The sequence below is a fragment of the Pseudomonas sp. UBA3149 genome (assembly GCF_002364655.1).
Classification (GTDB): Bacteria; Pseudomonadota; Gammaproteobacteria; order Pseudomonadales; family Pseudomonadaceae; genus Chryseomonas; species Chryseomonas luteola.
Genome location: NZ_DEYV01000028.1, coordinates 24,739 through 47,570 on the forward strand (window position 1 = coordinate 24,739; position 22,832 = coordinate 47,570).

21 protein-coding genes and 2 pseudogenes are annotated in these 22,832 nt (G+C 53.7%); 6 read left to right on the forward strand and 17 right to left on the reverse strand.

Features of this window, described 5'->3' with window-relative positions; translation table 11 throughout:
* Positions 1-2: 2 nt before the first annotated feature.
* From B3729_RS17660 to B3729_RS17680, 5 genes are all read right to left on the reverse strand, one after another.
* Positions 3-809 carry an FAD binding domain-containing protein gene (locus tag B3729_RS17660; protein WP_010799162.1) on the reverse strand — a complete coding sequence of 269 codons (807 nt, stop codon included), beginning with the start codon at positions 807-809 and terminating at the stop codon, positions 3-5.
* Positions 806-3,802, reverse strand: coding sequence for a xanthine dehydrogenase family protein molybdopterin-binding subunit (locus tag B3729_RS17665; protein ID WP_286788570.1), 2,997 nt, complete (start codon positions 3,800-3,802; stop codon positions 806-808). Before B3729_RS17665 ends, B3729_RS17660 begins: the two co-directional genes overlap by 4 nt.
* 134 nt (positions 3,803-3,936) lie before the next feature.
* Positions 3,937-4,278: an EAL domain-containing protein gene (locus B3729_RS17670; protein WP_256205769.1), complete on the reverse strand. Its 342-nt coding sequence runs from the start codon at positions 4,276-4,278 to the stop codon at positions 3,937-3,939.
* Between the two features lie 68 nt (positions 4,279-4,346).
* Positions 4,347-4,592: a hypothetical protein gene (locus tag B3729_RS17675; protein WP_010799165.1), complete on the reverse strand. Its 246-nt coding sequence runs from the start codon at positions 4,590-4,592 to the stop codon at positions 4,347-4,349.
* Positions 4,593-5,078: 486 nt separating this feature from the next.
* The gene (locus tag B3729_RS17680) at positions 5,079-5,273 is read right to left on the reverse strand and encodes a hypothetical protein (protein WP_010799166.1); all 195 of its coding nucleotides are present in this window, start codon (positions 5,271-5,273) and stop codon (positions 5,079-5,081) included.
* Between the two features lie 60 nt (positions 5,274-5,333).
* Here B3729_RS17680 and B3729_RS17685 point away from each other — a divergent pair.
* Positions 5,334-5,621, forward strand: a pseudogene (locus B3729_RS17685) (Mu transposase domain-containing protein); the annotation flags it as partial.
* Between the two features lie 36 nt (positions 5,622-5,657).
* Here B3729_RS17685 and B3729_RS17690 read toward each other — a convergent pair.
* Positions 5,658-5,897 (reverse strand): annotated as a pseudogene (locus B3729_RS17690) (helix-turn-helix domain-containing protein); the annotation flags it as partial.
* Positions 5,898-5,964: 67 nt separating this feature from the next.
* Positions 5,965-6,708 carry an SDR family oxidoreductase gene (locus tag B3729_RS17695; RefSeq protein WP_010799168.1) on the reverse strand — a complete coding sequence of 248 codons (744 nt, stop codon included), beginning with the start codon at positions 6,706-6,708 and terminating at the stop codon, positions 5,965-5,967.
* Positions 6,709-6,830: 122 nt separating this feature from the next.
* Between B3729_RS17695 and B3729_RS17700 the strand changes: the two genes are divergently transcribed.
* Positions 6,831-7,739, forward strand: a complete 909-nt coding sequence (locus B3729_RS17700; protein ID WP_010799169.1) for a LysR family transcriptional regulator — start codon at positions 6,831-6,833, stop codon at positions 7,737-7,739.
* A gap of 82 nt (positions 7,740-7,821) precedes the next feature.
* Here B3729_RS17700 and B3729_RS17705 read toward each other — a convergent pair whose 3' ends face one another.
* The gene (locus tag B3729_RS17705) at positions 7,822-8,124 is read right to left on the reverse strand and encodes an ArsR/SmtB family transcription factor (protein WP_010799170.1); all 303 of its coding nucleotides are present in this window, start codon (positions 8,122-8,124) and stop codon (positions 7,822-7,824) included.
* 85 nt (positions 8,125-8,209) lie between these two features.
* Between B3729_RS17705 and B3729_RS17710 the strand changes: the two genes are divergently transcribed.
* Positions 8,210-9,301, forward strand: coding sequence for an NADH:flavin oxidoreductase/NADH oxidase (locus tag B3729_RS17710; RefSeq protein WP_196122356.1), 1,092 nt, complete (start codon positions 8,210-8,212; stop codon positions 9,299-9,301).
* Here B3729_RS17710 and tnpC read toward each other — a convergent pair.
* The 5 genes from tnpC to B3729_RS17735 all read right to left on the reverse strand — a co-directional run bounded on the left by tnpC (position 9,292) and on the right by B3729_RS17735 (position 12,563).
* Entirely contained in the window at positions 9,292-10,227 is a 936-nt protein-coding gene (gene tnpC / locus B3729_RS17715; RefSeq protein ID WP_258019894.1) for an IS66 family transposase, read from the reverse strand. The two genes, B3729_RS17710 and tnpC, sit on opposite strands and share 10 nt — an antisense overlap.
* 18 nt (positions 10,228-10,245) lie before the next feature.
* Positions 10,246-10,605, reverse strand: coding sequence for an IS66 family insertion sequence element accessory protein TnpB (gene tnpB, locus B3729_RS17720; RefSeq protein ID WP_225441864.1), 360 nt, complete (start codon positions 10,603-10,605; stop codon positions 10,246-10,248).
* Between the two features lie 104 nt (positions 10,606-10,709).
* Complete coding sequence (locus tag B3729_RS17725; RefSeq protein WP_010799175.1) at positions 10,710-10,925, reverse strand: hypothetical protein; 216 nt, start codon at positions 10,923-10,925, stop codon at positions 10,710-10,712.
* Positions 10,926-10,943: 18 nt separating this feature from the next.
* Entirely contained in the window at positions 10,944-11,429 is a 486-nt protein-coding gene (locus B3729_RS17730) for a hypothetical protein (protein ID WP_037031233.1), read from the reverse strand.
* A 900-nt stretch (positions 11,430-12,329) separates the two neighbouring features.
* Positions 12,330-12,563: a hypothetical protein gene (locus B3729_RS17735; RefSeq protein ID WP_286788571.1), complete on the reverse strand. Its 234-nt coding sequence runs from the start codon at positions 12,561-12,563 to the stop codon at positions 12,330-12,332.
* A 294-nt stretch (positions 12,564-12,857) separates the two neighbouring features.
* Here B3729_RS17735 and B3729_RS17740 point away from each other — a divergent pair, with 294 nt between their 5' ends.
* Positions 12,858-13,751: a ParB/RepB/Spo0J family partition protein gene (locus B3729_RS17740; RefSeq protein ID WP_286788572.1), complete on the forward strand. Its 894-nt coding sequence runs from the start codon at positions 12,858-12,860 to the stop codon at positions 13,749-13,751.
* A gap of 1,113 nt (positions 13,752-14,864) precedes the next feature.
* On the opposite strand, the gene trfA is transcribed toward B3729_RS17740, so the two are convergent.
* The 4 genes from trfA to B3729_RS17760 all read right to left on the reverse strand — a co-directional run bounded on the left by trfA (position 14,865) and on the right by B3729_RS17760 (position 21,104).
* A complete protein-coding gene (gene trfA, locus B3729_RS17745; protein ID WP_010799179.1) occupies positions 14,865-15,707 on the reverse strand; it encodes a plasmid replication initiator TrfA in 843 nt (280 codons plus the stop codon).
* The gene (locus B3729_RS17750) at positions 15,708-16,676 is read right to left on the reverse strand and encodes a ParB/RepB/Spo0J family partition protein (RefSeq protein WP_010799180.1); all 969 of its coding nucleotides are present in this window, start codon (positions 16,674-16,676) and stop codon (positions 15,708-15,710) included.
* The gene (locus tag B3729_RS17755; RefSeq protein ID WP_010799181.1) at positions 16,673-17,470 is read right to left on the reverse strand and encodes a ParA family protein; all 798 of its coding nucleotides are present in this window, start codon (positions 17,468-17,470) and stop codon (positions 16,673-16,675) included. Before B3729_RS17755 ends, B3729_RS17750 begins: the two co-directional genes overlap by 4 nt.
* Positions 17,471-19,118: 1,648 nt before the next feature.
* Complete coding sequence (locus B3729_RS17760) at positions 19,119-21,104, reverse strand: hypothetical protein (RefSeq protein ID WP_286788573.1); 1,986 nt, start codon at positions 21,102-21,104, stop codon at positions 19,119-19,121.
* A 452-nt stretch (positions 21,105-21,556) separates the two neighbouring features.
* On the opposite strand from B3729_RS17760, the gene B3729_RS17765 reads away from it, so the two are divergent.
* Positions 21,557-22,024: a helix-turn-helix domain-containing protein gene (locus tag B3729_RS17765; protein ID WP_125890169.1), complete on the forward strand. Its 468-nt coding sequence runs from the start codon at positions 21,557-21,559 to the stop codon at positions 22,022-22,024.
* Entirely contained in the window at positions 22,021-22,596 is a 576-nt protein-coding gene (locus B3729_RS17770; RefSeq protein WP_125890168.1) for a PIN domain-containing protein, read from the forward strand. Before B3729_RS17765 ends, B3729_RS17770 begins: the two co-directional genes overlap by 4 nt.
* Positions 22,597-22,832: the final 236 nt, after the last annotated feature.

Consider the following 22,832-nt stretch of genomic DNA (forward strand, 5'->3'; position numbering starts at 1 on the left):
GTTCAGACTCCTTCGATCAGCTGATGACCCAGCTCGCGAACCAGTTGGCGGCGATAGGCGGCGCTGGCGTGCACGTCGTCTTGTGCATCGAGCGACCAGGCGGTTTGATTGAGCGCGTCAGGCAGCGCCGCACCCCGTGGCAGGCTGCGACGTTGCGGACGGTCGGCGACCCCGCCGATGCCGAGTTCGACCTGGTCCGTGCCGATGGCCGCGGCCAGGGAGACAATTGCAAAGTCGCCGTGGCGCATGGCGATTTCACGGAAGCGATAGGTGATGCCTTCGCGCTTGAGCGGAAAACGCACCTCGACGACGAGTTCATCCGCACGCTTGTCGGTGGTGAGAATGCCTTGGAAGAAGTCGGCGGCCTTGACGATGCGCTTGCCTTTTTTGGACTCGAGAACGATCTCGCCGCCCAGTGTCACCAGGCACAGCGGCAACTCGGCGCTCGGGTCGGCGTGAGCCACCGAACCGCAGACCGTACCGCGATTACGCGTCTGGAAGTGGCCGATCCAGGGCATCGCCAGTGCCAATAAAGGCACCTCGTCCATCAGGGTCGAACGCGCCAGCAACTGCGCCTGTCGCACCCCGGCACCTACCGCCAGGCAATCCTTGCGCAGCTCGATATAGGCCAGCTCGGCCACATGATTGATATCGATCAGCAACTTGGGTTGAGCCAGGCGCATGTTCAGCACCGCCATCAGCGATTGGCCACCGGCGATGATGCGAGCTTCCTGGCCGTACTCGGCGAGCAGCTCAACCACCTGACGCCGGGTGTCAGCCCGAACGTAATCGAAAGCAGCCGGTTTCATTGCGCACCTCCCTTGCCAAACAACGCGCCAAGAGAGGCCCGCAGTCGCGCCCACCAGCCGGTGGAGATGGCTTGGCCGCTGACCCGTTGCGACAGGCGAGTAAAGATTTGTCCGATGATCACTTTCGAGGCCCCTTGCAACATACGGCCGCCGACCGCGGCGACTTTGCCGCTGACTGCCACCTGGTATTGGTATTCAAGGCGTGTGTGGCCATTTTCCAGTTCGACGAAACGCACCTTGGCCTGGCCTTGGGCCGAGCCCATCGAACTGCTGCCGGAACCGGACAGACGCAATGAATGCGGCGGGTCCAGATCACTCAGGGCGACCTTGGCCTCGAAGCGCGCGCGGATCATGCCGACACCGACGGTGACGTCTGCGCGGTAACGGTTTTCGCCTTCAAGCACGAGGTCGTGGCAACCGGGAATGATCGCCGCCAGCGTCTGCGGGTCGAGCAAGGTGTCGAAGACCTGTTGCGGCGGGGCAGGAATCACCACCGAGTCGTTGGCCCGCAGTGCCGGTCCACCGGCGGCTGCGTCGAGGTTGTCATCGGCTTCCATACCGGCGGGCCGTGGCGGTTCGTCGATGCCAATGAGCGTGCGTACTTTCGATGGCGTCAGTGGCAGACGGATGTCCGAGCGACCGAGGGCGTCGGCCACCGCGTTGGCGATGCACACCGGCGTGCTCATATTGTTGCCCTCGCCCACACCCTTGGAGCCCAATGGGGTGAAGGGCGATGGCGTTTCCATGTGCAGGATCACCGGTTCGATCACTTCCGGTGCGGTCGGCACCAGGTAATCGGCGAAGGTCCCGGAGAGGAAGCTGCCGTCCTCGCCATAGGCGAACTCTTCCATCAGCGCTGCGCCGAGGCCCTGGGTGAAGCCACCACGAATCTGTCCATCGACCAGTGCCGGGTTGAGCAGTCGGCCGGCGTCATGGCAGGTGACGTAGCGATCGATGTGGATCTCGCCGGTCATGCGGTCGATTTCCAGGCCACAGATGTCGAAGACAAAGCCGTAGCACAGCGAGCTATTGACCTGGTCCTGGTCGTCCGGTGCCACCAGTTGCGGCGGGCTCCAGAAGGCGGTTTCGCGCAGACCGCCGCTTTCACCTTCCGGCAGCAGGCCGGGCGACCAATGGGTCATACCGGCAATTCGATGGAATGGCGCCACCGCCCCGCCATTGACCACAAAAATCTTGCCGCCCGCGAATCGAATATCTTCCTGGCTGGCCTGCAAATGCTCGGCGGCAATTGCGGCGAGGCGCTCGCGGACCTTCAGCGCCGCCTTGTAGACGGCACCGGCCACAGCGCCGGCAAAGCGACTGGAATAGTTGCCCGAGGCAATCGACCAGGCGTCTTTCTGAGTGTCCAGTTCGACGTTGACCACGATGGATTCCAGCGCAACCCCCAGCACTTCGGCGACGACCTGCGCCACGGTGGTTTGATGGCCTTGCCCTTGCGGTGCCGAGGACACGTGCACGCTGACGTCACCCAACGGGCCGACGTTGATGGTTGCGGTGGCGACAGCGCCGTTTTTCGGACCGGCCTTGCGCCGTTCTTCGGGTGTCATCGCGGTGGTGATGTAGCCCATGTTGGAAATCGATGGCTCGATGACTGCGGCATAACCGATGCCATAGATTCGGCCTTCGGCACGCGCCTGATTACGGCGTCTGAGCAAATCGTCGAGACCGCCATCAGCCGCCGCCAAGGCAATGCCCGCCTGGTAATTGCCGGAATCGAGCAACGCACCGGCGGCCGCTTGATAAGGAAAGGCATCGGTCGGCACTAGGTTGCGGCGGATCACGTCCAACGGATCGAGCTTCAACTGCACGGCGATGTGTTGCAGCAATCGCTCCAGGGCAAAATACACCTGCGGGCCACCGAAACCACGGTTCAGGCCGGAAGGGGTCTTGTTGGTCAGCACCACCCGGTTGCGCACTTGTACATTGCGGATCGCGTAGGCGCCCGTCAGGTTGCCGTGCATGCGGTAGAACGTCGCCGGCTCCGGCGCTCTCAGGTAGGCGCCACAATCGTCGATCTGGTCATAACGCAAAGCGGTGATTCGGCCATCGGCTTCTACCGCCGCTTCAATTTCGGTCACCCGATTGGTCGCCGAAGAAGCCCCCTGAAGATGTTCCAGGCGGTCCTCGACCCACTTCACCGGTGCCCCGACCTTGCGTGACGCCAGGCCCATCATCACCACGTAAGGGAACACGCCTTGCTTGATGCCAAAGCTGCCACCGGAATCTTTCGGTGTGCGCAAACGCAAGCGGTTGCCGGGCACATTCAGTGCCCGGGCCATGACCGTGTGTAACGCATAGGGGCCCTGGAAATTTGCCAGCACGTCATAAATGCCAGTGGCGCGCTCGTACTGAGCCAGCACCACATAGCATTCGATGGGTGTGCAGGAACTGCGCGGAAACTTCACTTTGAGCGAGACCTTGTGCGGCGCCTGCTCGAACGCCTGCTCCGGTTCGCCATAACGAAAGTGCCGTTCGTTGACCACGTTGCTACCGACTGCTTCGTGCAGGATCGGCGCCTGGTCGGCAGTGGCCAGTTCAGGATCGATGATCGGGGGCAGCGGCTCGTATTCAACGCGCACACCTTCGATGGCGTCTTCGGCCAGATAGCGACTCTCAGCGATCACCACGGCCACCGGCTCTCCGACGTAACGCACCTTGTCGACGGCAACGCACCAGTGCTCCATCGGCTGACGCACACCCACCGGAAACGGCAGCGCCCAGCGTTTGACGTCTTCGCCGACCAGCACGCCGTGCACGCCTTTCATCAGCAACGCTGCGGAAAAATCCACCGACGTTATCCGGGCATGAGCGTGGGGTGATCGGATGATCGCCGCGTGTAGCGTTCCAGGAGGGATCGCAGCGTCATCGGCATAGCAGCCAAGGCCGCGCAACAATGCGGCGTCCTCGATACGGGTCTGACGGGCACCGATGTGGCCGGTCTGGCTTTCGGTAGCAGGTTGGAAACTAGTCATTTTTTTCGCGGCTCTTGTTGTTATGCAGCGCGATAGCGTTAGAGCCGAGTGTGTGAGAAAGGCGCAGGGAGCGCCTTGCCTGGAGAAAGGGAGTTCTGCGCTGGGGTCTGAAAATTTGCCTTAGCGTCTGATTTTCAGGTCTGGGGCCCGACAGAGTTGCCGGTCAGGGATGGGACGCGGGATGGCTCCGGAAAAGCCTCGATTTCTGCATAGGGCATCGGTTTGGCAAAATAATACCCCTGAAAAACATCGCAGCGACTGCCCTTCAGAAATTCCATCTGAGATGTCGTTTCCACGCCTTCGACGGCCACCGTCAGGCGCAGGTGATGGGCCATGGAAATAATGCCTTCGGTGATCGCTGCATCGTGAGGGTCGGTGGCGATTTCCCGGATGAACGAGCGGTCGATCTTGATCTTGTCGATGGGTAAACGCTTGAGGCTCTCAAATCCCGTCATTGCTTGAGTAGGCGGAATCACTCAGGTCAAATGCCATTCAGGTGGGGCATTCTGAAAAATATCGAGTTGCATGATCGAAGCCCAAGCTATCAATCAGTAATCGATAGTGATTCGCCTGGCGGCCTTCCATCAAGTGCGGGCATTGGATCAGTTTGGACTTCGGCAAGAAGAACCGTCCACGCCTCACTGGCGAGTTTTTGACAAGATACTGCTTCATCCCACCGGAAGCCTGACAACTCATCGGCGACTACCAACATCATGAGGTGATTTGTAGTCGCGTCGAGGTCGAGCAAACGTTTGTGCGCATTGAAACGAAAATCTTCGTTGAATTTCATTTGGGCATTTCCGCTATAGGTATTGCCCGATTCTCGGGCAGTGGTTCCTGTTTTCAATATGGCACCTATTGACGTGTCCAAACGTACGTAAGCCTACGCAATACGAATCTTGTGCTGTTAACTTCTTGAGCGTTTGCTTATGGTCGAGAGCTACCAGCTGAGACCAGCAGGTTTACCCGGACTTCACCGCTGATGACCCTGCGAACTTCGGCTGCAAACGATCGGCGGCCTGTATGAGGTCGAATGGCGAGTGCGGGACATATGCGCGCAGGATCGCTGGCGAATATTGCAGGGCAGCTAGCCAATTGGATAATGCCACGAGGTTACAGAGATCTGATCTACGAGGTGATCAACAGCAAAACTCCGCTAGATTTAGTAAATTTTCCAGCACAACACCTTGATGACTGACTCGAAATTCGCGTCACGGCGGGAGTTCTACGGTCAAGTGCATATCAGCACGAAGCGCCGCTCCAATCCGGGCTGTCATTAGTCCACCGCCACGTCTATTAGTACGGTCAATACAGAATCCAGCGTGCCATCGGGCCGATAGCAAAGTTGCGCATGGGCGGACTTTAGCGGGCAACTGGGCTGCTGTTCCGCCAACCATTCATTCAGTGCCTCGACCAGAACACGGGCTTCGACTATTGAATTTTCCGAACTGTCAAAAATTAACACCGCCATTTTTTATGTCCTCGGTTCGCCGGGTTAATGTTTTCGTGCCGCTGGAGCGGGTCGAAATGGATGCGGACCGAATTTGATGGCTATGTCGAACGCACTGTGCGGGTCTCCAGCACCTGCCTGATCAGCGTGGCGCGAAATCGCTACTCGGTGCCGTGTGAGCGGGTCGGCCAGTGGATCAGCATTCGTCTGTATCCCACGCGGGTGGTTGTCATCGCCGATGACACGATGACTGCCAGCCACGAGCGCCACTTTGATCGAGACCAGGTCAGTTATGACTGACAGCATTACATCCCGCTCCTCGAACGCAAACCCGGAGCACTGCGCAATGGCGCGCCGTTTACGCAGCTTACTGGCACTTTAAGTTCATTTTGCCTTTCAAGCGCAGGCTATCTGCCCCTCGTCCGTCAGGCTCAGTTTGCGCGTCGTGCGATTGAGCAATCGTGCGCCCATCCGGTCTTATAGGCAAACAACGCTTTTACCCACCGCCGAACGGGTCAGGCCCAGTGCAGTCGCCTCAGCGATAAAGCTTCCCGCCTTCACAGCAAAGACAAACGCGCTGATATCACCGAATCGGTTGGCTTGCGTGTGAGTTTGGCTCCAGGCTAGACATTCGAAGTATTTCAATAGCGCTAAAGCTTAGTCGCTCACGCCCGTGCCTTTGTGCAAGGGCGCAAACGGCAAAGGGTACCTATCAGAAGTCTTGCGCAGTGGGACGCAGAACGATTTCGTTGATGTCGACATCGGCAGGTTGCTCGATCGCGTATGCGATGGCCCGTGCAACCGAATCAGCCGGGATGGCCATCTTGTAAAACTCGCCAACGACCTCGGCGCTCGGCTGGTGCCCGCTGCCGAACTTGAGCTCGGAATCCACCGCGCCCGGTTCGATGGTCGTAGTGCGAATATTCCCGCCGACTTCATGACGCAGGCCATCGGAAATGGCGCGCACCGCGAACTTGGTGCCGCTGTACACCGAGCCACCGGGGCTGAATACCTTGATGCCGGCAACCGACGAGATGTTGATGAAGTGACCGCTGGCCTGTTGTTCGAAAAGCGGCAACGCGGCCGCGATGCCATACAACACGCCCTTGATGTTGATGTCGATCATGCGATCCCACTCTTCGACGCGCAGCTGCGAAATCGGTGAGATCGCCATCAGCCCTGCATTGTTGATCATCACATCGATGCGACCGAATGCCTCGACAGCCTTGACGACCAGCGCAGACAAGTCCTCTTTGCGTGTGACATCGATCGGATGGGCAATCGCCTTGCCGCCTGCTACGACGATCTCCCGGACAATTGCATCCAGACGATCCTGGCGACGGGCGCCAAGTACCACATGGGCGCCGAGCGCAGCCAAATGACGCGCCGTTGCTTCGCCCAGACCGCTACTCGCACCGGTGATGACGACCACTTTACCCTGGATATTTTTACTCATGTTCAGCGCTCCTGTTGAGACCTGCTTGGGTTGATGGGTGCAGTCTGCGCTGGTTTTATTTGTCAGAAAATGGAAGAGTTCGGATTTGAGAATTCCATTTTCTGGAACGGGAGTTGACGGCAATGCTCAATCGCATGGAACTGATTCGGATCTTTTCTGTGGCAGCGCAATCGACCACGTTTCGCGATGCCGCCACCCGCCTCGGCACCTCTCCGCAGACCGTGACACGAGCCATCAAAGAACTGGAGCGCACACTTGGGGAGCTGTTGTTCCACCGAAGCACGCGGCAGATTCATGTCACCGCGTTTGGTGCCAAACTCGCTTTGCAAGCCCGGGAAACCCTGGAGCTGGTGGATCAGTTGTTTATCGCCCACAGTACACAGGAGGCAAAAGGCATCGTCGGCATTACGGCGCCGCACGCCATTGGCAAGCTGTATCTGATCGAGTTTCTGAAACCGCTGATGCGGGAGAATCCGGGCCTGAGCATCGACCTGAGTCTGGATGACCAGCTCACCGACGCGGTGGCCAACAAGATCGACATCGGCATTCGTGTCGGCGCCGTGCAGGATCGGCGTTATATCGCCAGAACGGTGGCCCATGTCGCCCTGAAAATCGTTGCGGCGCCGCCACTCCTCGACACCGTACAGCGCCCTGGCAACATCGAGGATCTGAAACGTCTGCCCCTGTCGATGCTGATTGATCGCAACAACGGCCGCCCTTGGCCGTGGGTGCTTGCCGAGGGGCAAGCGTTCCTGCCTGCCTCCCCAGCATTTACCTGCGACGACCCAGAAACCGAGCGAGAGATTGTCCTGGCCGGCATCGCCTTTGGGCAAATGCCCGATTATCTGGCAGAACCCTACCTGTCTGAAGGGCGACTGGTCGAGGTCATGCAACACGATGCCCCGCCGCCTTCGGAACTGATCATGTATCGTCCGCAATCAGGGCCCGTGGCGTCGCGAGTGAGGCTGGTGTACGACCACCTGGTCAACTGTTTCTCCGACCCGCGTATTTTTGCGCAGAGCAAGCGCTGAAACAGTTCTGAACAAGGGCTTGTTTGGGGGGAGTACTACGCTGTCCCTTCGGGATTGCATCACTGGATGACCCGCAGAAACATTATTCGCGCTGGGACAGGATCGTTTCCAGCAGGCCCGGAAAACGATTACTCAAGTCTTCCCTACGCAACGAGTTCATGTGGGTCGTGCCGATGGTCTGGGTTTGAACCAGGCCGGCATCTCGCAGCACCCGAAAATGGTGGGACATGGTGGACTTCGCACGGCCACCGTCCAGCTCGCCACAGCTGGCCTCTCCCAGCTCGGCGAGGAGCCGGACAATCTCCAGGCGTACAGGGTCGCTCAAGGCGTAAAACAGACGCTCAAGAACGAATTCGCTGAGAGGAAGATGTTTGAAGGGGCGCATGAGCGAATCATACACGGGTTTGCTCTATGCCAATAGTTCGAATATTACCGAACAAGAGAAATACTAGCCTTCGGAGAAAAACCTAATGTCTGCGCTGTTCCAACCTTTCACGCTCAAGGATGTCTCCCTTCGCAACCGGATCGCGATTCCCCCCATGTGCATGTACTCGGCTAATGATGGCCTGATCAACGATTGGCACACCGTGCACTATGCCACCCTCGCGCGTGGCGGAGCAGGACTAGTGGTCGTCGAGGCAACCGCCGTGGCACCCGAAGGACGGATCACGCCTGGTTGTGCGGGTATCTGGAATGATGAGCTCGCTCTTGCGTTCGTGCCGGTGGTGCAATCGATCAAGGCTGCCGGCGCAGTGCCAGGTATCCAAATTGCCCACGCGGGACGCAAGGCCAGTGCGAACCGTCCCTGGGAAGGTGACGATCATATCGGCGGAGATGATTCGCGTGGCTGGCAGACCATCGCCCCATCGGCTGTAGCCTTTGGCGCTCATCTCGCCAAGCAGCCGAAAGCCATGACGCTGGAAGATATCGCCCGAGTGCGCGAGGATTTTGTCTCAGCCGCTCGCCGTGCACGTGAAGCTGGCTTTGAGTGGTTAGAGTTACATTTCGCCCATGGCTATCTGGCCCAGACATTCCTCTCTGAACACTCCAACCTTCGTGACGACGCCTATGGCGGAAACTTCGATAACCGTAGCCGCTTTCTGCTAGAAACACTGGCGGCGGTTCGCGAAGTATGGCCAGAGCACTTGCCGCTGACCGCTCGTCTGGGTGTCATCGAATACGACGGTCGGGATGAACAGACCTTGTCAGAGGCTATCGAACTGACGCGTCGTTTCAAGGACGGTGGATTGGACTTGCTCAGCGTCAGTATCGGGTTCACCATCCCTGAATCCAACATTCCTTGGGCCCCCGGTTTCATGGGCGAAGTTACCCAGCGGGTACGGCGCGAGGCGGGTATTGCGGTGGCCTCGGCATGGGGGTTCGGCACACCGAGCGTCGCCGAAGAGGCGGTGAGGAGTGGTCAACTGGACCTGGCGATGATTGGCCGGGCGCACCTGGGCAATCCTAACTGGTCCTATTCAGCCGCCCAGGCGCTGGGTGTAGAGCGTGCTGCCTGGACCCTGCCCGCTCCCTATGCCCATTGGCTTGAACGCTACAGGTGATCCCGCCGGAGCGAGGGCGCTCGCATGGTCTTAGGGCTATCAACTTGGTCGAATGCCCAAGCGGGCAAGATTGTTGTCGCGCTCTCACCCGGATTCAGGTTTTTGGCCGCATGGCCGGCATGGACATCTTCGATACTCCGTGCCAGCCAATGCGCTTCTCGATCAGGCTCTTTCAGAACCTGGACTCGGGTTTCATCGCAATGAATGATGCGGCTATTCAACAGGCTGTCGCGCATCAGATTCAGCAGGGGTTGGAAGTGCTCGCCGCACTGGATGACCCAGCGTGCCAGGGTTTGACGTGAGATATCAATGCCGTGACGTCCCAGCACTTTTTCGAAGCGATGAAGTGGCAGGCCGTCGACGTATTTGGTGGTCAGCAACATCGCCAGCACGCTGGGACTGGCCATGCTTTTTTCGATCATCTGAGCGGGCTTATCTGCTGTCAACGGTGCTGATTCGCAGTCGCGGCAGCCATAAACCTTGCGGATATGCTTGATGACCCGGATCTGCATCGGGACGATTTCAAGCTGCTCGCTGACTTCTTCGCCAATGGCGTGCTTGCGGCAGCCGCACGCACACGTCAGCTCGTGCTCAGGCAGTTCATGAATGACTTCGACACGCGGTAGATCACTGGGCAGCGGCTTGCGTTTACCACGGCGCTTGCTCGGTGCAACTATTTCCTCATCCGAAGCCTCATCCGCCGGCTCTGCCAGGCTTTCTGCTTCGTCAAAGAGAGGGAGTTGGGGCGTAGCCGAATCCTTGGTCTGCTCGGTCTTGCGGCCAAATAACCGCTGGCGGAGCAGTGCCACCTCTTCCTCCAGATGAACGATCTTGCCCTTATCAGACGCGCGCTCATTGATCATTTGCTCAAGCAGCTGCTTGAGCAAAACCGGATCGTCAGGAAGGGTCTCGGGCATGGAAATCATGCCGCGGATTATACCGAATCAGGCGACGTAGCGAGGCGTCAGAACTTGATGGGGGCGGTTGCGCCAGAGGTCGAAGCCGTCGAGTAGCCAATTGAGTTCCTGAACGGTCAGGATAATGGCCTCGTCAGTGGGGTCAGGCGATGTTTTGAAACGCTCCGAGTCGAGACGCTTGAGCCAAAGACAGAAGCCGTTTCGCTCCCAGTACAGAATCTTCACGCGGTTGCGCGTTTTGTTGAGAAACACGAAGAGCACGGGGTCGAACACCGCCACTTTGATGTCCAGTTCGACCAGCGCGGCCAGACCGTCAATGGACTTTCGGAAGTCGACTGGCTTGGGGTAAAGGTAGACTTTTTCGACTTTGGCGTCGGGACGCATCATGGCGTGCGGGCTCCAGAAATAAATCGGGAGCACAGCATCGGGGATCAGCTAACCGCTTTGAATGTGTGGTTCATGGAGCGCTTACGAAGCTTTAGCCGTTCTGTTCAGACCTGTTCCGTAGAAGGCGTGAGTGCTAACCCCGCTATCCATGCCACCAGTCCTAAGGCCAGTGCCAGGCCCGAGATCCAATACGAGCCAAGACCGACTTCAGCAAGCTGGCTGGCAAACAACGGACTGATGATGCCAATGGAAATGCCCGCTACGCCTACTTTGCGTAGGTCGCGAGAGAGTGCGATACGCTTGCTTAATGATAGACCCATAAGTCGTTATCCTTTGCGCTAGGGTTTGACGCAGATGCTGGGTTTATCTTTGACCAGCCGCTTGATGCTATCTCTGCGCTTTTTGAGTTCACTAAGCCTCCATCGCTCCTGCATCCCCTCGGTAAGGCAATACCAGGGATGTCTTGCGTCTTCCATCAATGCCTGATCAGAACACTGGATGTCGACTGCTCTTAGGTATTGAGTTGTACCCTGAGAAACAACAACACGCCATGGTAGAGCGTTGTACAAGGTATCTATAGGCAAAGGGAATGGGTTGTCACTGATTGCACCATTAATAACGGGGCCTGACCATTCCATTATCAATTTTGCACCATAGTGCTCGTATTGCTGGCTTGCTAGCAGTTCGCCAACAATGCCTGCGTTCAAGCCTGAATCGGATAAATGAGGTGCATGGTCTGCCGGCTTGAACTGCTGGGAGGCAATAATACTTCGCGCCCTTTCAATCGAGGTCACATGAAATAGCATTATCGTGGGGTATGACATGCGTAGGGTCATTTTCGTACTTTAAACACCTGTTGTTTAGCACAAAACCCCCGCGCGCGAGCTATTTCAAAACTCGTATAAAAGGATGTGCAGGATGAACCAGAATCTACAGCGGATAAGGTAGTAGTATTGAGTCTGGTCACTTTGTACATTCTATACATTCATAATACCAGCCGTACATCTTATACATCGAAAAGCCACCTCCCAACCAGCCGCCCCTAAAGAAGGAAAGACCAAGGAAAAGAAAAGGAAAAAGGAAGGAAAAAGGCTCGCGGGAGTGCGTCAGGGGGAGGCTAATAGGATATAGGTTTAAGCGGGCTGGTATTACAATGTACAGAATGTACTTTCTCAAAAGACATCGGAACGATCGATGTACAGCCTGTACATCGTATTCTGGTTCTTCTCTGGTTCCTTCCAGCTTACCCGCTACCCCTACAAACATGTTCAGAGTCGCCTAAGTCTGGGCAATATTGAAGTCCATAGAGGATGCACTCCCCTGCTGCCATGGCATACAAAACCAATGGAGATAAGCCGCCTATCAATATAAGGCAAAGCAAAGGCCTCCTTTTCCCTCTTTCAACCCAATTACCGCTGCTAAACCAAGCAAGCTCTACTCGTAATTTATCTTCATTAGGAAGCAGCAATTTGTATTTGCTGGCCAAGAGCTCTCACTCCCAATGAGGATGGGATTACTCACAGCCGACGCGTCTTTTTGTAAGCAGAAAATAAGTTCTGCTCAATTCGGTACGCACTGCGTTCCAAATTGGAAATTCCTGACAAGAAACTTGCAGATTGTGCTCGTCAAAGCCCCTGGCAAATACGCGTGGAGCGACTTGGCCAGGATCGAATTCAATAATATGCAGGCCTATTTTCCAACAGGTTTGTAACGGACCTAATTCCTTATTCTTCAGCTATGAACTGGCCTGGCGGATCAAAGAGATCCTCTGGCAGGGTTGAAATGAATAGCCTTACATGGCGAAGCGGCGAAGGACTGTTCATGACGTCAAACATGTACTGCCGGTAACGTCTGGGCAGTTGTTTGGAAAAGCGTTTGGCTGCCTCAGCTACCGCCCGGTCTGTACCATGTATTTCCGTTATGAGTGCCAGTGACAGGACTGCATCAATAAATCGCAAAGTGTCTTCCGTCCTATAGGATAGATGTCCAGATTGTCGCAGGTTGAATACAAATGATGCATCAAGCGTTTAATTCAGATCTATCAGTCGTTGTCAAGAGAAATAAGTAGGGTCAATCCGGCTACTCCCTACCCGCGCGGGTAGCAACCACGGCCCTAGCTCGCCTATAACCTGCGTTAAAGTCTTCTGGCACATAACTTCAGTTGCCGACGTGGGAGATCCTCGTGCTTTAGGGTCGCTCATTGTAGGCCTTGTTTCTGACAGCTGATTTGTATCTCCATGCCAGGAGTCACCATGACATCGAAATCCGAAGGCCACGTTTCTTTTCTTGAAAAGAGCCGAGAGCAACACCTGGGCACTACACAGGCGCCCTCCCCTCTTCCGGAGATAAAGAAAGATTCCATTTCGCTTAACCAGGTCATTGATTTGGATCCGGATCTCATCGATGAATGGGAGCTGGTCGATCGACCAGTAGAAGAGTTTGGAGACCTGTCCGAACTCATGAATAGCATCGCCCATCATGGGCAATCCATCCCGATTCTGGTTCGTCAGGCCCCTGCAGGACGCTTCGAGCTGATCTACGGGCGCAGACGCTTGAAAATATGTAAGGACCTTGGAATACAGGTGAAGGCCTTTGTACGCGACCTGAATGATCAGGATGCGTATCAGCAGATGGTGATCGAGAACGAACACCGCCAGGATATCTCCAGTTGGGCCAAAGCCCTTAGTTACAAGAAGGTATTGGATAGAGGCATCTTTCCCAGTCAAGCCTCGCTGGCTATTCATCTGGGGATTGATCGCTCGGCACTCACCAATATTCTTGTCTATACCCGAATTCCTGAGCCTGTCTCCCAGGCCATTGGTACGTTTGCAAAGGTGGGCATCCATACAGCTCGTGCTCTATTGAGCCTGTCAGAAGACAAGAACAATTATGAGCCCCTCATTGCGCTTGCCCCAAAAATCGCCTCAGGTGAGATGGGTGCGAAGAAACTGGTGAGAGCCGTTGCCAAGGCCCGTAATCCGTATACTCGAAACACCGGATCGGCTGTTTTTAGCGAGACAGGAAGCAAAATCTTTTCGCTCAGGCGAACACCCAAGGGAGCCGTGCAGATCTTGTTTCCAAGCGATGTGGTCTCCAGATTTTCCGAAGATGAACTAAAACAGCGGTTAGCCTCGGCGCTGATGTAATGTGCTACTCAGATGGATCGCCGGTGTTTTATAGCTAAAACATCGGCGCTTTACGGGGAGGCGTTAGATCGTGTTAGCACTGTACGCACTGCTTTAAGCTTTTCCTTTAGAGAACCCTTTGTAGGTTAAAGAGCGGTTAAAGATGGTTAAAGAACGGTTAAGGCCTGTGATTAAATGCTTTAAGTTACTGATTTTAAAAAATATTATTGGATGAGGCTGTACCTCAATTTGAGGTATCCATTCCTCAAAATGAGGTATATCCGCCTCAAAATGAGGTATTTGTTCCTCAAAATGAGGTACGTGTCGGGCCTGTTTTGGCCTCTTTTTTCGTAAATCCTTGATTTTCAAGGCTTACAGAGACGAAAAATGCTGCCAAATGCCACTTTTGAGCAGACCTAAAAATGAGGTATCTCGACCTGAAAATGAGGTATCTGATCTCAATATGAGGTATAAAACGCTAATAAGTAATTGATATATAAGTATTTATTGGTTTCAGGTCATAATAGATTTCTGCGTCTTGCTAGCCCCTCCTCTTGCACCTAAAAATGAGGTACGCCTGAAAATCAAATCGACTTAGGTCTCCCCTCCCCTTTCAGGCTGTCATCGAGCTGTGATTTCAAATCTGTTCTTACCTTGCCCTTTCCATCCGTTTTCTTTCCTACCTCATTTTTAGGTCGGTGCTAGAAGGTGGTGCACTCCAAACGTGCATACCTCATTTTCAGGTCGAAGACCTCTTTTTAAGGATTTTCGCTGCTTTTAATACAACCACGCATAAGCGCGAAGCCAATACCTCATTTTTAGGCGGAGAACTTTTGTTTTAACCATTGGCAGAGAAATACCTCATTTTCAGGTGCAGCAGGTAGAGCTGTTGTGTCTCCCCACAAGGCCTTTCTAATAGCTGCTCTAAACGGCTCATCCATACCTCATTTTTAGGTAGGAGGCCCCGCCCCTTTGTGATATCTATCCCAGGGTTGGCTAGCGGTATCGGTGATAAAGCGACAAAACCTAAAAATGAGGTAGAGGCTCTTTTTTGGCTATACCTCATTTTCAGGTGCTAATAGACAGGCAAAAAAGGCGGCTTCAACGCCGCCTGATCTACAACGAGGGAAGTAGCTAAACCGTAGCAGCGCCCTTTGCCTTGACCACAGTGACCATTCCCTTGGCGTCAATCTTCATCTCCTTGAGAAAGCCAACTTCTATCAGTTCCTCAAGGGCATCCTTGACCATCTGCTTGGCCTTGGACTTTTGCGCTGCGCTGCTCCCAGATACCTCAAGCAGCATCTCAAAGTGCAGCGGATACGGGTCCCTGTGGGAGTTGTAAAAGCCGTGCAGCCACTTTGCCAATGGCCCCAGGTTCAAGCGTTGCTGCCATTCCAGCCGGGTACTGTAGGCACCGTCTATACCAAACAGCACGCCCATCTCCGGTTCGATTTCGACGGACCAGACATCTGATACCTCGTTGTCAGGGGTCTGATAGATGAAGCTTCTAACCAGCGACATCCCTTTACCTGATTTGAGCCGCGTGGATTCGATCCGGACAGTGGTAGCGGAGAGTCGATCCAGGATTTCGATCAGGCGCTGCGTATAGTACTTACCGTATCCCCAGCCAAGCGCCTTCTTGATTTCAGAAAAGGTAAACTCGATCGGTTTGCCCAGCTCCTTTCCTCTGCTCATGTGCAGGATCTGAAGCCATACGTCCAGATCATCCTGACGCAGCTCCTCACCCTTATAGAACACAGCGGTCTGTCCATAGGAGAGAATCTGGTTGGAGATATAGACTCTGGGGTGCTTTTTATTGCGCGCAGTAAACAGCGCGGTACGTAGGATTTCATTTGGAGCACTGCGTAGGGGCTCTGCCCAAAGCGGTAGCTGCAACGATTTCTGTGCCTCGACCGCCTCAGCTCTGGCCTTGATATTGGCCAGGCCCCTGCCTCGCTTTTTGCCCTCCTCAGTCATCTACGCCTCCAGTGCTAGCTGCTCGAGGAATGCCTTAAGCTTTTCTTCCTTCTCGGGACTGTACGTCTGGCTGTCCAAGCGTACCTGCAGGTACTTGTCCTTGCGCTCGAATACCGCAACAGGCTTGTGACCTACAATGATCTCTTCCTTTTCTGCGGCGGGCTTTTGAGGTTTCTGAGCCAGTTTTTTGGTCAGAAACGCTGAGAGGTTGGGTACTTTCTTTTCATCACTGATCATGTCCCGCACCCCCACAATCAGCGCCTTTTCAATTTCAGCCTTGGACACACCTTCGTCGGACAGTGTACCGATGGTTTTGGCAACAGTGGCAGCCGAAAGCGCAGAGACTAATCTGGGTTTGGTCTTGAGAAGATCAATAACAGGCTTGGGAAGCTTTTCAAACGCCTTGATCCGATAGAAATGGGCACGGCTCATCTCAAGCAGTGATGCGACCTGCTTGGCGGTAGAAAAGGCGCCTTCAAAGCGATCAAGCGAGAGATAGATTTCCAGGTCGCTAAGATTCTTGCGGTGGATATTTTCTGCCAGTGCCTGGACAGCAGATTCGGCGTCAGAGATCTGTACTATTTCTGCATCAATGGTTTTAAGGCCCAGCTTCTTATGTGCGAGAAGCCGGCACTCACCTGCAACCAGCTCGTACCCGGTGGGCACGGGGCGAACCTTGATGACCTCGATTAGACCATTTTCTTCAATGGATCGAGCCAGCTCTTCAATATAGGTCTCATCGAATTCCAGGCGGGGCTGATAAGGGCTAGAGGTGATTTGGTCAACCTCAATAGACCTGATTGTACGGCCCGACAGGGGATTGCCTACTAGCTGCTTTTGCTGATGTTCCTGGAAATTGGCTGAGAAAGCATTTTGGACCATGAAAGCATTCAAGCGCCCCGGCTTGGCATTACCGGCCTTGGCCTCGGTCGGCTTCTGTTCCTTTTGCTTGTTTTGTGCGGGCATCATGCATACTCCTTGGTTACAACACTATCAATATGCTCAGCCAGTTCCTTGTACTGCTTTGCAATGTGGTTGTTCTTGTCGATGAGGCGCAGCGGTACCTTGACGGCAGCTGACTGGTTGATCTTTGAGGACGTCCCGATCTTGATCGGGATAACCTTGCCAAACATCTTGGCTGCATCTTCTTCATTCTGGCGACACAGGCTTAACCTGTCGTCATGCCAGATTAGCAGGGCGCCCAAGAATTCGAGTGTGGGATTAATCAGCTTGATCTGCCCTACCCGCTTGTTAAGGTCACTTAGCCCATAGGCTCCATAAGGCGCACCTGATTCCAGCGGGACTAGATAATGAGTCGATGCAGCCAACGCATTCATGGTGAGAATCTGTAGCGAAGGAGGGCAGTCGATAATGATGTAGTCGACGTGCTCCAGCAGCGGCTCAAGCCGGGCCCGCAACACCTCATTCGGACGTGGATGACTATTCTTAAGCGTGTCCCCAATAGTCTCTAACCCCATTGACCCATAGATCAGCGCTACGCCTTCAACGCGAGTATCGGTATGAATGAAAGCCTGAAGTGGGAGCTCAAGATTTAGCAGCATCTCAGCGGCCGTATAGCGTATCTCGGCAGGGTGGTTCATTCCGATATGCAGGCTTGAGTTGGCCTGTGGGTCCATATCGATAACCAGAACGGTCTTACCCATCTGGGCTAGATTATCGGCCAGGTTTATACAGGTCGTTGTTTTGCCACACCCGCCCTTGTGATTGGCTACAGCAATTACGGTCGCTTTTGATGAATCCATCGTCTTCCATCCCCCCTTCGCTTCGGAATGAAGCTGAAAATAGGTGTCTCATGATGAGACATTTATGCCTTTCTCATAGGCCTAAGCGGCTTAAGTATACTTATGATCAGCTAAAAAATTTAGGCGATGTGGTATTTTTTAGAGCAGATCGTTTATTGCGGGCGGGTTGAGTATCGTTTTCCGCCTTGGCATGCAAGTGTTTCATGATGAGACACTTGCATGGTTCCTAGTCCCCTTACGCCTAATCTCGTATTTGGCGTAGCCACCGCAGCTCTGTTCCTTCCATCCTGGGGTCAGGTCTATATGAAGTCTAAGTGTCTCATCATGAGACACATGAACGACTGTAGAAAACCTCACATATGTAGTAGCTAGGCTGCGCTCTCAATTATGCTCAAGGGGAATGACATCGTTGGTGTCTCATGATGAGACACTCTGTGTAAAGGCCGCTAAAACTACAAGGCTTACGATGTGATGCTTAATTCTTCTATTGGTATCAATACTAGAATACTTTTGGAAATTTCTGAGGCAGCCTTGTGAGATTTTAGAAGTCTCGCTGCTGAGTTGAAGAAATGAAGGGCATAGCTATGATAGTAACGGACTATCATGAGTCCGATTCTTATAGGTCGGGTGGTATCCTCGGTGCTCTAAAAAGACAGGTATCCCGCTGATAGGCGCTTCTGCCCGAGCGCAGAAATAATCCTGGCTGCGTTTATATCGCGGTCGTAACCGATACTGTACTTGCTGCAAACCTATTCTCTTATAGACGCTCTTTGACACCTGTCGGGATGCCGCAAGCTGAGCAGGTACAAGCGGTGTATGCCTCGGCTACTTCCTTGAAAACAATACCTGCGGGAGCGGACTTGCATTCCAGCATTGTCCAGCCAGCATCCAGCACTGACTTGGCATCTTGGTTTTGGCGAGTTTCGAAGGGCTTGAGTCGCCCACGATGATGGTGCCGTAGCTGTTTACCAACTTGCGGCTGAACTGGTGCAGCGCATTATTGCGCCGGGTGGCGATCCTGGCGTGAATAGTATTGATACGTTTCCTGTTTTGGCTGTGTTGGGCGAGGCAAGCTTTGGCCCTAGATCACACTAGAACTGCCGATTCTCAAGGTTGCTGCCATCGCTGAATTTTCGCAATCTGTTTCAGACCAAGGTCGACGCCTACCTAACCCTTTCCAAGACCTGGCTTGCTATCGGCATCAACCACTACATTGAAGTACCAGCGTTCGCGGGCGTCCTAAAGGAGCGAGGCAGAGCGGAATTTGTATCCTGCCAGACCGTGGCTGTCCCACTCCTTGAAACAGCGGCCCTTGTGTTTGACCTGCTCACTCTCTCCGCTTTACGCTCCGGAAATGGGGCTTCGAGTAGGCACATTAAGCACTTGCGCTCTGAGCCAATCGCCACCGCCTGTCAACATGATACCCTATGGAGCCTCGGCTATTTTGCAGGCACTGGGGAGGCGCCGGTTTTCAGCAGTAAAGGCAATGATGTGAGCAGCAGACGAGACCACTGTAGGAAGGCTAGGCGTCATCTTGAAAGCGAGGCCAAACGCCATTTGTGAGAAAGATGCTGGTGGCTAGCACTTGATCTAAAAAGTGTCTCATGATGAGACACTTTAATTCATCGAAGGAGATTTGCCGTATCGCTTAAAGATAAAGGCTGTGGCGATTAATCAACTGCTTCTGGTCATGAAAGATCATGAAGGGAAACAAAGCTCCAAAGATACGTTCTTGATCAGCTGCAGACACCCAACTGGCGTCACCATCAAGTGTTTCTAGCATAGCGCGCATCACATTATCGATGAGGTGAGTATCGGTACAGGGTTTGACTTCAACCATTAGCGCTTCGACAGCCTGTGCCAGCTCTAGATGATTAGGATAGTTTGCGCTGAGATGTAATTTTGCGCAGATATAGCTGGGATGTCCACGCTGTGCTGGCAAGAGGATCAGTAGTGTCCCATACAAGGCAGATAATTGGCCCGCATCGAAATAGGCTCGATCGCTAACCCAGCTACTGTTAAAAAACGCCTGCAAGATACTCACCGTTGCGACAAGACCAATCTCTCTATAGTGGTGATTGTCGAGCAAGGCCGTATGCTGCACCGTTTTAAATGCTTCGGGCCCGCTGTAATAGGAAACAGTTTCCTTAAAGTTCAGATAGGTTTTGATTGGGCTAAAACAGGCTCTTCGCCATTTCAGGCTTCGCTTCGCATGCCAATGCCCTGCAGCGGGAAGCAAAGACTGTGTAAACCAGCGATAGCATTCCTGGCAGGACCAGGTAACGTTGTCAGAAGAGGAATGGTAGCTGGACGCGTTCCAAAGTATCGCTATCTCATGGTCATCACACAGCTCATCAACGGACTCTCCAAATAACATGGCCCTGTACCCTGAGGGAGAGTAGGGCATTATCCGGTTAAAGGCCCTGTGAAATATATGCCATGTGGTGTTGCCGTTGTCTGTATCATGAGCATTAGCGAAGCTTATGAGTACATCCCATACGTCCTTCTCAACAACGCATAGTACAAACTGGGTGCCATGTCTTTGCACCACGGGGAAATTGTTTGCTTTCAACTCAGCTTCAAGGTTGCGAAGAGCATTGAGATAGGTATCAGAAAGTCGATCAGCTATCCCTACTATCTCTTGGAGCACCTGATCTGAAACATGAAACTGACAATTGTTGAGATCAACTATGTGTTTGAACCGACCCAGCCCGTAGGTCCCTCGGTAAAAGGGTCTCGTCTTGGTAGAGACCGGCTCGCCATTGTTACCCAAGAAATGAGTAAGAAGCCATCTTTGATCAAGAACTACGGTCACGCCTCCGGTACTAGGGAGCTTAATGGAGACTGCAGCTGAGCCTGGATACTGATCGGGTGCTGGGAGAAACGACGACAGATCTATAAAGGGTTGCTTGATAGACCAGTGCTTTTCATCAGAATAGTGTGTCTCGAGCTCGCTCGATTTCAGGTTAGCGTGAACTAGATAATCATTTGCCAGATTTGCAATTTCAGGCCGTGGATCTGTGATGGCTTTTAGAAGTTTCTCTGTGAAGCCCACCTTTGCCATCCAGGCGTTACCGAATTGCTGGCTATCTGCTCCAGGGAAAAACTTCAACAGTACGTCAGGTGCATCCTGAAGTCTTTCTGTAAGGTGTTCGGCCGTCCAGATATCACCCTCGATGCCTTTTCCATGAAGCTTTCGATTAGTCTCTAGCCAGTAATCAGAAAGCGATTGGAGACCGTCTTGCGCTAGTATTAGGGTATATTTACGGGCACGATTCGCCCACTCGCCTGCTAAAAAAGTGTCAACCGCAGACAGAAGCTCTTTACCTGAAAAACTACGTCTGCATTTACATTCAAAAACATGAAGCTGATCCGGACGGCTACGTTCAAAGGCAAAGAGATCGATACCCTGTTGAGATTTAGCTCCCATCTGCCCTAGTCGCTGATAGCCAACCAGATCGTGATCTCTTCTCAAAAGCCACCAGCAGAACTGCTCAAACTGCTCGAAGGACATGTCTTTGAAGCCCAGCGTATGTGCGCCGGTAGGCAGAGTGGTGTTTTGTCTGCTAACAGGAGCCTCTTCAGTTAGGTGCTCGTCCCAGGCTTGAGGGAATATATGGGTTTCTATGCTCATTTGGAAAACCGGTCAGAGACAGGTGGAAAGGGCCACAACATCTTAGGCTGAGGGTTTAATAGGTTCGCTACTGCTTCTTGAGGTTATCTCCTCGTAAAGCGGATAGTAGTGCTATACGACAATACGTCAGTTGCCTGCCTGTAGGTGCAAGTACGCTAGCAGGAATCACATGCCCAAGCGCATCCTTTGCCTATCCGGCATGCCAAATAGATAAATTCAGAAGCTAAGTCGATGAGACATACTGGTCTTTAGCACAACCACTAATGCGATGGATCTGAGCTCATAGGGTTTAGACTCGCACGGCAAAGACCCAGAGTTTGAAACGGCAGTTACAGGACATCTGTGAAGAGGTACATTCTCCCAAAAAAAGAAAACGTTTTTTCGATTATTGCGATTTTCGACTATTTCGTTTAACTTGAGATTTACAGAATGATTTTGTCGAGGAGCCTTTTATGGTCACTACCGCTCAATCCAAGATGACTATGCCCGCCGAGGGCGAGGTAAGGGCGGCCGTGCAGGGTCAACGTGCCTTGGCGGCCTACCTAGCAACCCAGTTCGAGACGCAACACATCCAGATCTTTGATGATCAGAAACAGGCGCATCAGGTAGAGCTGCCTACCTCAGCGCTGCGCCTGCTGGTAGACATCCTGGCTGAACTCGCTGATGGCAACGCCGTGAAGGTGGTACCTGTCCATGCGGAACTGACAACTCAAGAGGCTGCGGATCTACTTAATGTGTCTCGCCCTCATTTAGTAAAGCTGCTCGAAGAGGGTGTCTTGGCCTATCATCGGACCGGCAAGCACCGTAGGGTGAGGTTTGCCGACCTGATGCACTACAAGGAAACGCGTGAGCGTGCGAGTGAGCAGGCGATGGCCGAACTTGCCCAGCAGTCCCAAGAGCTAGGCATGGGTTACGAATGAGGCATTCCCCCTTCACAGCTGTTTACGACGCATGTGTTTTGTACCCTGCGCCACTTCGAGATTTTCTGATGTGGCTGGGTTTGTCTGGCCAGTTTCGGGCCCGATGGAGCCAGGCAATTCATGAGGAGTGGAAGCGCAACCTTTTGCTCAACCGCCCTGATCTCACCAGGGAACAGATTGACCGCACATCTGGGCTAATGGATCGTGCGATCCCGGACGGTTTGGTTGAGGGCTATGAGGCGCTTATTGAAGGGCTGGCATTGCCTGACCCAGACGATCGCCATGTACTCGCTGCTGCGATTCGCTGTGGAGCAAGCGTGATAGTGACCTTCAACGAGCGGGATTTTCCGGCAGAGAGGTTAGCCCCTTATGGTATTGAATCACAACATCCAGATGAGTTTGTGGACAATCTGTTGGATCTAGATACCGCCGCGGTGGTATCGGCGGCACAACGCCAGCGCGCTCAGTTGAAGAACCCGCCGATTGATGTGGATAGCTATCTCGAGATCTTGCTCCGTCAAGGTTTGGTTCAAACAACTAAGGTGCTTGCTACTTACAGAGCAATCCTATGAGCTGGTATGTAGCAGCCCATTAATTTGTTGTTTTACACATTTCTGACACAGCGCGGCTAGTTTGCGCTGTGTCTCAGGAAAATGGCCGCAAACGTCTGGCAGGGCAGGGAGGTGTTGCGCCCTGTAAAGGGAGCACAAAGACCTATCAGGGATACACCAGTCTGCCGTATTTGTGTCTCGCTAGAGGTTAACCGGACGTGTGTATAAGGACCTTGCTTACCTTCGGTATAGCCTAC